8 protein-coding genes are annotated in these 12,167 nt (G+C 42.0%); 5 read left to right on the top strand and 3 right to left on the bottom strand.

Annotated elements, in window-relative coordinates:
• The 5 genes from ALKIM_RS17090 to ALKIM_RS0100715 form a co-directional block, all read left to right on the top strand.
• Positions 1–1,476, top strand: a 1,476-nt coding sequence (locus ALKIM_RS17090) for a fasciclin domain-containing protein (protein WP_052345170.1), incomplete at its 5' end; no start/stop codon positions are given.
• A 204-nt stretch (positions 1,477–1,680) separates the two neighbouring features.
• Complete coding sequence (locus ALKIM_RS0100730; RefSeq protein WP_026473001.1) at positions 1,681–2,229, top strand: DJ-1 family glyoxalase III; 549 nt, start codon at positions 1,681–1,683, stop codon at positions 2,227–2,229.
• A 102-nt stretch (positions 2,230–2,331) separates the two neighbouring features.
• Positions 2,332–2,706, top strand: coding sequence for a DMT family protein (locus ALKIM_RS0100725; protein WP_044117656.1), 375 nt, complete (start codon positions 2,332–2,334; stop codon positions 2,704–2,706).
• Positions 2,707–2,973: 267 nt separating this feature from the next.
• Positions 2,974–3,879 carry an SMP-30/gluconolactonase/LRE family protein gene (locus ALKIM_RS0100720; RefSeq protein WP_157363677.1) on the top strand — a complete coding sequence of 302 codons (906 nt, stop codon included), beginning with the start codon at positions 2,974–2,976 and terminating at the stop codon, positions 3,877–3,879.
• Between the two features lie 256 nt (positions 3,880–4,135).
• Complete coding sequence (locus ALKIM_RS0100715) at positions 4,136–4,729, top strand: type 1 glutamine amidotransferase domain-containing protein (protein ID WP_218916645.1); 594 nt, start codon at positions 4,136–4,138, stop codon at positions 4,727–4,729.
• A gap of 89 nt (positions 4,730–4,818) precedes the next feature.
• Here the strand turns inward: ALKIM_RS0100715 and ALKIM_RS0100710 are convergent, their stop codons facing one another.
• The 3 genes from ALKIM_RS0100710 to ALKIM_RS0100700 all read right to left on the bottom strand — a co-directional run bounded on the left by ALKIM_RS0100710 (position 4,819) and on the right by ALKIM_RS0100700 (position 12,127).
• Complete coding sequence (locus tag ALKIM_RS0100710; protein ID WP_026472997.1) at positions 4,819–7,215, bottom strand: ABC transporter permease; 2,397 nt, start codon at positions 7,213–7,215, stop codon at positions 4,819–4,821.
• Positions 7,216–7,271: 56 nt separating this feature from the next.
• On the bottom strand, positions 7,272–9,635 hold the full coding sequence (locus tag ALKIM_RS0100705) for an ABC transporter permease (RefSeq protein ID WP_026472996.1): 2,364 nt from the start codon (positions 9,633–9,635) through the stop codon (positions 7,272–7,274).
• 167 nt (positions 9,636–9,802) lie between these two features.
• The gene (locus ALKIM_RS0100700) at positions 9,803–12,127 is read right to left on the bottom strand and encodes an ABC transporter permease (RefSeq protein WP_026472995.1); all 2,325 of its coding nucleotides are present in this window, start codon (positions 12,125–12,127) and stop codon (positions 9,803–9,805) included.
• Between the last annotated feature and the right edge of the window lie 40 nt (positions 12,128–12,167).

Below are 12,167 nucleotides of genomic sequence, written 5' to 3'. Positions count from 1 at the left end.
TTGGTGAGTGCCCTTCAGGGCGAAGGTCCATTCACAGTATTTGCGCCCACGAATGCTGCATTTGATGCACTTCCCGAAGGTCTGCTAGCCACGCTGCTTGCCGACCCAACCGGCGACCTGACCAACATCCTGCTCTACCACGTGGTTGGCGCGAAGGCCAAATCCACCGATTTGAGCAACGGTCAGCAGATTGCTACGCTGCTCACTGATTTCAAAGTGAAAGTGACCATCAACGACGATGGCGTATTCATCAACGATGCCCACGTAACAGTCGCCGACCTAGAAGCAGAAAATGGCGTGGTGCATGTGATTGATGCTGTATTGGTGCCATCAAGTGGTGAAACGCTTCCAGCAACAGTGGTCGACATCATTGTAGGAAGTGCCGACCACACCACACTTGCTACGGCAGTAACCGAAGCCGGATTGGTGAGTGCCCTTCAGGGCGAAGGTCCATTCACCGTATTTGCGCCCACGAATGCTGCATTTGATGCACTTCCCGAAGGTCTGCTAGCCACGTTGCTTGCCGACCCAACCGGCGACCTGACCAACATTCTGCTCTACCATGTGGTTGGCGCCAAGGCCAAATCCACCGATTTGAGCAATGGTCAGCAGATTGCTACGCTGCTTACCGATTTCAAAGTGAAAGTTACCATCAACGACGATGGCGTATTCATCAACGATGCCCACGTAACAGTCGCCGACCTCGAAGCAGAAAATGGCGTGGTGCATGTGATTGATGCCGTATTGGTGCCATCAAGTGGTGAAACGCTTCCTGCCACAGTGGTCGACATCATTGTAGGAAGTGCCGACCACACCACACTTGCTACGGCAGTAACCGAAGCCGGATTGGTGAGTGCCCTTCAGGGCGAAGGTCCATTCACCGTATTTGCGCCCACGAATGCTGCATTTGATGCACTTCCCGAAGGTCTGCTAGCCACGCTGCTTGCCGACCCAACCGGCGACCTGACCAACATTCTGCTCTACCACGTGGTTGGCGCGAAGGCCAAATCCACCGATTTGAGTAACGGACAGCAGATTGCTACGCTGCTTACCGATTTCAAAGTAAAAGTTACCATCAACGACGATGGCGTATTCATCAACGATGCCCACGTAACAGTCGCCGACCTAGAAGCAGAAAATGGCGTGGTACATGTGATTGATGCCGTATTGGTGCCCGGTACAAACAATAGCATTGAAGATGTTTTCGGCAATGGAAATAATGGCGGTATATCTGTGTTCCCAAATCCTGCCCGTGGTAGTGTCAACGCAGAATTTTACCTCAACGTTTCTGGTTTGGTAACAGTAGAGTTATTTAACGTAACCGGACAAAAAATCTTCGGTCGTCAAGCCGGGATTTTACCCGCCGGATTGAATCGTATCAGCGAGTCTGTTGTTGACTTGCCATCAGGTATATATATGATGTTGGTGAGTTCTGGTCAACAGAAGTTTACGACAAAAGTTACAATTGTAAGGTAGTGAAACCTTGTTTTAACAATCATAAAAAGGGAGGCTTTATGCCTCCTTTTTTTGTTCAAGGCAGAATTGATTTTTGAACTTGCATGATGCATTTATTACGGTTAAATTTACATTTCTGGACTTTTTAGGATGATTGAACTATTCGATTGTTCTGCTCTTAGAGATATCTTATTAATAAATAAAAGTATCTAAAAACAAATCGTTATGAATCGTATCTATATTCTTTTAGCAGATGGATTTGAAGAGGTTGAAGCATTAACCCCGGCAGATGTGTTTCGTAGGGCGGGCTATGAAGTCTTGTTGGTATCGGTTCCGGGAAGTCCATATGTGAATGGTTCACACAATATTATAGTAAAGACTGATATTTTTCTTGACGATGTGGATGTAGATTCCGGAAGTATGATTCTATTGCCAGGCGGTTTGCCGGGAACAAATAATCTCTTTGCAAGCGAACGTGTAAAGTCTCTGGTATTGGCTTTTTATGAACGGAATAAGTGGGTTGCTGCCATCTGTGCAGCTCCAATGATTCTGGGCGAGTTGGGTTTACTGAATGGAAAGGAAGCAACCTGTTATCCGGGTTTTGAAAAGCATCTGCACGGCGCTAAGTTACTCGAATCTCCAACCGTTACTTCAGGCAAAGTAATTACCGGTCGATCTGTGGGGGCAGCCATGGCATTTTCTCTTGAAATAGTTAAAAACCTGACAGATGAAAACGCTGCCCTTGAGTTAAAAAAGAAAATGGTGGTTGTTTGAGTATGAGACTTAACAGCTACAAAATTCTTTTGTCTATCGAAACACATTTGGGATTACCAGATGTGTTTTCGTATTATATTTGCGCCACAAAAAATAGAAACGATGCTTACAAAAGGATTGCTTACAGTTTTGTTTTTGGTGTTATCTAACACCTTCATGACTTTTGCGTGGTACGGACATCTCAAGTTTCATGAAATGAAGTGGTCGCAAAACCTTGGGCTAATTGCGATAATATTAATCAGCTGGGGAATCGCATTTTTTGAGTACATGTTTCAGGTGCCAGCCAACCGCATAGGCTACCGCGAATATGGTGGTCCCTTTAATATGCTGGAGCTAAAAGTGATTCAGGAGGTTATTACCCTATCTGTTTTTGTGATTATTTCAGTGTTTATATTCAAGTCAGAGCCTCTTAAATGGAATCATATTGTAGGATTGTTTTTTCTTGTTGTTGCAGTCTTTTTTATATTCAAAAAATAAGCCTGTAACGCCTCATTTCAATTGTTTCAGTATACTGTTTATTCAGTCAATAAGTTCTGCCTGATACCCGTTGTACTCGTATTTTTGCAGATAATTATCTCTTTATCTGAATCTTTCAGAATTATTATACTTACCTTTCAATTCAGGCGTTTATTTTTCTTGCTTAAAACCAATTGTATAGATTGTTGTTATAATTTTGATATCAATGGTTTAAAACAATTCAAGCACTTATAAGGTCAAATCTATAATATCTTAACCATGAAACAGATGATTAAACTCTTACTTGTATCTTTTGGACTAATTTTTTCCTTTATTGGGGCAGGATGTACCGAGGCAGATAACTCCATAATTGCAAATGGAGCTACACCGGTTCTTGTTTCTGATGCTTTTAAATTTACCGAAGGGCCTGCCTCCGATGCCTATGGAAATGTTTATTTTACCGACCAGCCTAACAATCGCATACACAAATGGTCGCTCGATGGCACTATTTCTTTGTTTATGGAAGAAAGTGGGCGTGCCAATGGTCTCTATTTTGATAATGAAGGCAATCTTCTGGCTTGTGCCGATGAGAACAATCAGCTTTGGTCCATTGATGTGGCATCACGAAATGTAGATGTTCTCATTGACAATTTCGATAATTTGAAATTGAATGGCCCTAACGATTTATGGGTTGACGCAAGGGGGGGAATATACTTCACGGATCCCTATTATAAGCGGGAGTATTGGCAAAATCCCGAACAGGAAATTTATTATGAACGGGTGTATTATCTACTTCCCGATGGTAGTGATGTTATTATAGTTGACGATGAGCTTGTTAAGCCCAACGGTATTATTGGTACGCCAGATGGCAAAGTGTTGTATGTGGCAGATATTGGAGATGATAAGACATACTCATACACGATTCATTCGGATGGTACACTATCCAATCGTACGCTTTTTTGCAGTAAAGGTTCAGATGGCATGACCATCGACAATAGAGGCAATGTGTATCTAACTGGAGATGGTGTTATGGTTTTTAATCCTTCGGGTGAGATGATAGAGCATATAAAAATAGATCAGCCATGGACTGCCAATGTTACTTTTGGCGGTGCCAGCCAGAATATTCTTTTTATCACTGCAATGAACTCTATTTATACGCTCCAAATGAATGTGAAAGGTGTGAGGTATAAATAGTTTTAAGTTTGTCATCCATTATAACGATAATATAGCACTACAAGCGCCTGTGTACAATGTATGCAGGCGTTTGTGGCTATAGGCTGATTGCGATGATTTGATATATTGTTTAAGATTTTGTATATTGTGTTGTATTACTGATGTTTATGACGTGATTATTTAACAATCTTTAGGTCGTTTCAAAAGATTTTAATTAGGTTGTTTATTATTTTTATGGATAACAAGTAATTATATGTTCAACTAAAACATACGAGTTATGAAGAAGATGCTTTTTGGATTATTTATGGTTTCACTTTTGGTTGTAGCATGTCAACAGCAGGCTCCACAAGCAGAAGTAGTTAAAGATGTTAAGCGTGTGGCAGTGATGGTTGCAGAGGGTTTTCACGATGGCGAAGCTTATATGCCAATTGGATATCTTACAAATCGTGGTGTGGAAGTTACGGTAATTGGACCATCCGTTGGCGAAGTGAAAGCCTATAACAGTGATTTTACCATACGCATAGAGAAAGCTGTTGGTGATGTGTCGGTATCTGATTTTGATGCACTTATTTTGCCTGGCGGACGAGGGCCTGCCATTTTGCGTGAAAACGAGACTGTTGTTGCATTTGCACGCGATTTCTTTAATTCCGGTAAACCTACCGCAGCAATTTGTCATGGACCTCAGGTACTGATTACTGCAGGTGTTTTGGAAGGTAAGAGCTGTACCGCCGTAGGAGGTGTTCAGGATGAGCTTGTTGCTGCAGGCGCCAATTTTCTGGATCAGTCAGTGGTGCTCGATGGCAATCTGATTACCAGTAGAGTACCTGGCGATTTAAACGACTTCTCAAAAGCCATTTATGAAGCTTTGTAGTCCCGTTTTATAAGCAAATGAATAAAACGGCATGGCACCACAGATATCTCTTTTCTGCGGTGCCGTGCTTCTTTTTACCAATTGGTTTACTACTCGTAGCGGAGTGTTTCAGCCGGGTTGCGGGTGGCTATTTTGTAGCTTTGCCAACTCACAGTGAGCATGGTAATGCACATCATAATGATTCCAGCCAATGCAAATATCCACCAATACACATCAATCCGATATGCAAAATTTTGCAGCCATTTGTTCATGGCAAAAAATGAAAGTGGTGTTGCAACGAGGAAAGCCATACCAACCCAAAGCATAAAATCTTTGCCTAACAACAACATAATCTCTACTACTTTAGCGCCATTAACCTTGCGGATGCTGATTTCACGTGTGCGCTTGTGAAAAGTGAAAACAATGAGTCCGTACAGCCCGATGGTTGCGATACCAATGGATAGTATGGTAAGCCACAGGTAAAACTTGCCAAACCGGCTCTCCGATTGGTACTGAAGGTTAAACTGTTCCTTTGCAAATATGTAATCGAAATTGTCTTGCGTATAGTGCTTGTTCCAGATAATACGTAGCAAATCGAGTGATTTTTGGGCGTTGTTAGATTGCACCCGCACTGCGAAGTAGCCAAATTCGTTGGGATAGTGGTTGTTCCATATTATCGGGTAGATTGGTTTTTGCAATCCTTCGTTGTGAAAATTGGCTACAACCCCTACTATCTCCATGTGCTGTTGGCTACTGCCTTTATGGTAAATCTGACGGCTTATAGCGTCTTCAGGATTGGCAAAACCCAAATGTTGCATTGCGGCCTCATTGATGACAATCTGATTTGAGTTGTGATAGGGTTCAATTGTGAAGTCTCTCCCTGCCAACAGATGCATCTGATAGGTGTTGATGAATCCGGCGGAGGCATTGTTCTCAAAAAAGAAGACATCCGGAGATATGCCGGAAGCCGGATTTGTAAACTCCCTGTAACCTCTGGCCGGTTCTTGTCCGGGTACATACATGTTAAATGTAGCATCTTTAAAATCGGGGAAGGTGAGCAGCTCTCTTTTAAAACTTTCAAATCGTTCTCTTTTATAGCCATCGGCGTTTAGACTGGCAGGACCGGTTAATATAATCACATCATCGAGTTCAATGCCCAGATTCTTTGTTTTCATAAACGAGATTTGCTGATATACGATGATGGTGCTTGTGAGAAAGAAGGTAGAAACAATCATCTGAACCAATACCAGCCAGTTTTTAAACTTACGCCCTGATTTTGTATGAGTTGCTACGATGGAAATTTTCGACAGCGCAATACCATGATAGAGGCTCGAAAAGATGATGCCGGTTACGATGATTGCCAACGATACAATTACCATGTACGACAGAGGTAAATCTGCCTGATTGATAGGAATAAAGAAAATGCGTGCAAACGAATTCAGGAATATGAGATAAAATGCTACTGAAATAATTAATGCGGTTACGTTTAGTATCACGCTTTCGGCCAACGATTGATGCCAAAGGTGCGTGTTTGATGCCCCAATTAATTTGCGCATTTTTATCTGCAGCGCACGCGATTGCGCATGAGCCATAGCCAAATTTACGTAGTTTATCCACGCAATAAGGATGGTTATTAAGGCTATGGCCATTAGGTTCGATAGCGAGGAGCGGTTGGTCTGAGCACCCATTTCTCCTTCTATCCCTGAAATAAAATGCAAGTCGTGAAGTGGTTGCAGCGAAAAGGTGCCTTGCCTGTTATCTTCTTGCAGAAAACCCATGTAGGTATCGATGAACGTATTTATTTTATCGGTAACATGGTGGGGAGATACACCATCCTTAAGGCGGATATAGCTCCACCAGCCATTCCATCGCCAGTCGCCGGCTGCACTAATGGCTTCCATCTCTACCCAAGTTTTTACGGATGCAAAGTATTGAGCAGAAAAATGGGTGTTTGAAGGTAAGTCTTTAAAAACGCCGGTTATCTCAATGGGCATGCCCTGGTTGATGCCAATAATTTCACCTATTGGGCTCTTATCACCAAAAAAAGTTTTGGCAGCAGTTTCCGAAATGGTTCCAAGGCGTGGTTTCGAATAATCTGCATAACCTTCGACCATTTCGAGTGGAAAAACTCTTTCAAAATCTTCTTCTACCCACAATACATCCTGATTGGCAAGACTCTTTTCCTCGAATCTAATCAGACACTTCTCAAAGTATGCCACTGAGTTGGCTTCAATTTCAGGAATGTCATTTTTTAGCGCAAAATAGATGGCTCTTGGCGTTTTGGCTCCATTGTAAATGGTTTGACCCTCTTTCTCAATTCGGAAATTTATCCGGTAAACTTGTTCTGAATCTTTAATGAAATGGTCAAAAGAGAATTCATACAAAAGGTAATGTTGAATAAATAGAAAAGAGGTAATACCCAAAACAAGTCCAAACAGGTTGATTAGTGAAATGTGTTTGTACTTTAAGAGACTTCGGATGGCCGATAGGAAGATGAATTTTAACATAGTCTGACAGGGTTTCTGTGGTTTATTTTTGAACAGTTAATATTTGGCTGTTTTGATTATTCATAACGCAGTGCTTCAACCGGATTTCTGACGGATGCTTTGTATGTGTGGTAACTTGTTGTAAGAAATGTGCTTATGGCAATTATTAATAGGGATGCAATGAACATCCATGGTTGAAGCGCAAGTTTGTAAACACCCGGGAAGGCATTGTGAATGAGCCATACACCCGGCCACGCAACTATTACCGATGCCAAAAGCAACGGCACAAACTCCTTGTTGAGAAGCAGAAAAATCTGGCTGATTGGGCTACCGTTTATTTTTCGGATGGCAATCTCTTTTGTCCTTTTTTTCAGATTGAACGATATCAATCCAAACAATCCGATTATCGATAGAAATATGGTGAATACAGTGAAAAGCAGAAGTGCATTTTTGATGGACTGGTAGGCCATAAATGCCGATTCGGTAACAAATGCTGTTTCCATGTCGCTCATTCTAAATGGGTCGTTCGGAAAAGTTTGTGTTACTATTGTATGAATGATGTTATATGCTTCCGTGAGTTTTCCCGATTGATGTCTGAATGTGATGATACGCCTTCCCGATATCACGTCGGGAGATGCAATAAGCACCACAGGTTCAATGATGTTGTGCATATCCATTACATGATAATCGGCCACTACACCAACTACGGTCCATCTGTTATCGTTTAAGCGCTTACCCAGCGGATTGTCCCAGCCAAAGGTTCGGGCAGCAGTTTCATTTATGATGCAACTTTGCAGCGGATCTGCCGAATAGTCTGGTGAGAAGTTACGGCCATTCACAAGTTTTAATCCCAGATTATCGATAAAATTGTGTGATACCTCATTGGGGCGATAAGATATTTTCTCTTCCGGTGGCCCACCTTCCCAGTTAATCATTCCCCCGCCATGAATCACGAAGGGCAGATTTTGCGACATGGATACGTCCAGAATTACACTCTGCTGCTTCATACGATTCCGAAAGTCCTGAAACGAAATGTGCGACTCGGTTGAAGTGATGTCAACAAAAATTACATTCTCTCTGTCCAACCCGGGATCTTTAGTTGTAATGTAGTTTACTTGTGCAACAAAGAACAGACTTAGGCTAATTAAGAAAATGGTGATGGCAAATTGACTGCCAAGAAGCACTTTTTTCACGCTTAACTTCTCCTTACCCGGTGTGAAAATCCCTGATTTGGTGAGTTTAATGAGATTTTGGTTCGACAGGTAGAGCGCTGGCAGTATGCCGGCAATGGCTCCTATCAGTAAAGTAACAGGAAATAACCAAAGGATAAGATTCAGGTCGGTTGATAAACGTAAATCCAAATCCGTATCCATTATGGCGTTGAATAATGGCAATAACCCTTTCAAAATTGCAAATGCCAACGAGAGAGCCATCACTGAAAGTATGATTGTTTCGGATAGGAATTGAATTACCAGGCGGGTTTTGCTGCTTCCATTTATTTTCTTTATTGCAATCTCCTTTGCCCTGGTAGATGCGTTGGCAATACTGATATTTATATAGTTAAATGCCGACATCAAGAGAATGAAAAGCGCAATTATCCCAAATATCCAAAGCACAATATAATAGTCTCCTTTGTATGAACGTTGCAGTTCCGACAGTGGCAAAAGCAATAAGTCATCGTATTTCATGCCATCTAAGTCCTTATAGAGGGGCTTTAGTTTATCGGCCGTAGTTTTTGCATCGGCCGATGGGGAGAGTAGTATATAATTCAGACATGAGATGGTCCAATAATCGTTGCGGGTAACACCGCGTGTGCGTTCAAGTGTTGCAAATGAGATGATGTAATCAGGCCTGATGGTAGTGTTTTTAGGTAAATCACGAAACACACCTGTAATGTTCAGCTCTGTCTTTTTATTGAAAGTGATAGATGAACCTATTACATCCGTAGAGTTGAAAATCTTAATTGCCAGCGACTCCGATATTATTACCGAGAAAGGATTGTTTAATGATGTTTTAAAATCACCTCTTAAAAAATTCAGAGTGAATATGGATGTGTAGTTGTGGTCGGCATAGAGTCCTCGTTCTATATGAAATTGTGGTGAGCTTGGGCTGGCAGAAAGAAATTGCCCGTAAGATTCAAATATGACTGTTGTTTTATCAATTTCGGGATGCCGCTCCAGCAACGATGCCGTAATGGCGGGCGTATGCGGCGATACATTGTTCCCGTTAAATACGTGTGTAGATGTGGTATTTATTCTTTGGATGTTGTAGATATGGTCATAGTTGTCATTGGCTTTGTTCCAACTGAGTTCATATCTGATAAAAAGAGTAATAAGGATGTAAACGGTGAATCCAAGCGACAAACCAAATATGCACACAACAGATGTGGTTTTATCTTTTATCAGATTCCTGAGCGCTATTTTCCAATGTGTGTGGTTCATAATGTTTTGGTTTTGAAGCTAATTTCAAACAGTATCTGAAATTGCCATGTTTTTGAAAGAAGTTAGATGAAAGGCGATGGAGAAATGATGGTTAAATTCTAAATGTTCGTTTTATGAATCTACTCTTCTTACGTCTTATCATCTAACTTTTTGTTTTTAAGGTAATGCTATTCATATCTGAGTGCCAACACCGGATTGCGCGTGGCTGCCCGCCAGCTTTGCCAGGCAACGGTGATGACCGATACGATTATGGTTAGGATTGATGCTCCGGCAAATATCCAAACATCCAATGTAATGCGATGTGCATAACTTTGCAGCCAGTTGTTCATCACATACCATGTGAGCGGAATGGCAATGGCAGATGCCACTATTCCGGCAATCACAAATGGTTTCACAAATCTTATTATCAGTGATGATACCTGTTCGCCCATACATTTGCGAATGCCTATCTCTTTGGTTTTTTGTTCGGCCATAAACATCACTACACCCAAAAGTCCAAGGCATAAAACCAGCATGGATAGCATTGTGAATAATGTGATTAAGCGTCCGAGGTTGATTTCTGATTTAAGTTGCTGGTTATATTGGTCGTTTAGAAATGCCAGATGTACAGGCATGTCAGGATCGATGCCCGAGGCGGTTTTTCTGATATAATCGAAAGTAGCCTTCACATTTCGTGTGTTTATTTTAATTAAAAGGTGGTTGTAAGCCCAGTCTTCCAAAGGATAAATGGCCATTGGCTGAACAATTTTACTTAGCTCGTTAAAATGGATGTCTTCCATAACTCCGGTAATTGTCCAGGATGTGCCGTAAGAGCTGATGGTTTTTCCGGCGTAGGAATCCCAGCCTATGAGATTGGCAAAAGTGCGGTTAATCACAATGCCACTCTGATTGGCACGTCGGTATTCACCTTCGTTCATCTTTGCGCCTAAGGTCTCAACCAAATCATGGTCGGCAGCCCAGTTGGTAACCAGTGGTCTGAACTGCGGGTCGCGGCCTTCCCAGTCCCAACCTTCACCATTATTGCCAATGCCTGTTGGCAAATGCGATACAATGGTTGATGAGATGATGTCGGGCCAGCGGCTTAACTCTTCTTTAAAAGTATTGGCCTGTGGTTTCAGTTTTCCTCTCAAATCCACGTATATTAGTTGATCTTTAGAGAAACCCAAATCCATTTGTTGCATGAAATTGGTTTGTCTCGAAATGATAATGGTGGTGGCAAAAAGAGCTATAGAAATTACAAATATTACGGTAATCAGGGAGTTTCTGAACATCCCCTTGCTTTTGTTGGTCATTGTTGTTGATCGCAGCGTATCTGCGGGAGAAAACCCTGAGAGGTAGAAGGCCGGATAACTTCCTGCAATTGCTACTGTAAAAAGGTACATCGCAATAAGGACAAGCAGAGGAACCGGCGTAAGCAATATGGTGAAGGAAATAGCCTTGTCGATGGTTTGGTTAAAGAATGGCAATCCTATGAGCGCAATGGCCAGTGCCGCGAGGTATGCTATCAGACAAACCACCGCCACATCAAGGTAGATAAGACGAATGAGTCCGATGCGTGTAGCACCTAAACTTTTTCTAATACCTGATTCTTTTGCCTGTTTTGCCGATCGAGCTGTATTCAGGTTAATGAAATTTAATGTGGCTGCCAACAAAACCAGGATGGCAATCATCGAGAACATCTTCACATTGCGAATGTTGTTTTTTTCATACAAATAGTTATCCTTAAAACGATATGCTCTCAGGTAGTTGGTTGAGGAGGGCATCTCTTTTTGAATGCGGTTGGTTATGGTAGTAGCTATTTTGTTGAAATCATCTCTGTTGTTAAGCAATCCATAGGTAATGAATCCATTGTTGTACCATGTGGTAAGGAAATTTTCGACATTAAACAGCAATTCAATCATCTCAAGCGGGACAATCACATCAAAATTGATGGATGAGTTGTCCGGCAGATTTTCTATTACCCCTACAACAGTCATGTTGTATTCGTTGTTAAATTTCACAAGTTTTCCTACTGGGTTGTTATCACCAAAAATACTTTGCGCAGCTTTTTGTGTGAGGATGATTTGACGCGGAACACCGGGAGTTCCTACACCTCCATAAATAAATGAGAAGGAGAATATGTCAAACAGTGAAAAGTCTGCCAGCGCCGTTCTTTCCATCGATTTGTTTGATTCGCCGGATATCAGGTACTGCTGGTAGGCAGGGATGTATCTGGCATATTCCAGAACTTCAGGATACTCTTCCTTCATGGCAGGCCCAACGGCCGGTGGACAACCGTCGAATGTGACCACCTCATTTCCGCCTTCAAGGAAGGCATGAACCACCACAATTTCATCAATGTTCTTGTGGAATCGGTCGTGACTTACTTCATCCGTTACCCAAAAGAAAATATATAGTACACAAACCAATCCAGCAACCAGTCCGGCAATGCCCAGTGAGGTGGCGGTTTTGTTTTTACTCAGTTTACGGAATGTTAAAAGAATGGTCTTCATGCGTTTGTATGTTGGTGTGAGTTGTTAAATGTGTTTGATA

Source organism: Alkaliflexus imshenetskii DSM 15055 (assembly GCF_000517065.1).
Lineage (GTDB): Bacteria > Bacteroidota > Bacteroidia > Bacteroidales > Marinilabiliaceae > Alkaliflexus > Alkaliflexus imshenetskii.
The sequence above is the reverse complement of the archived record's forward strand: the minus strand, read 5'-3'. Positions and strand labels throughout refer to the sequence as shown.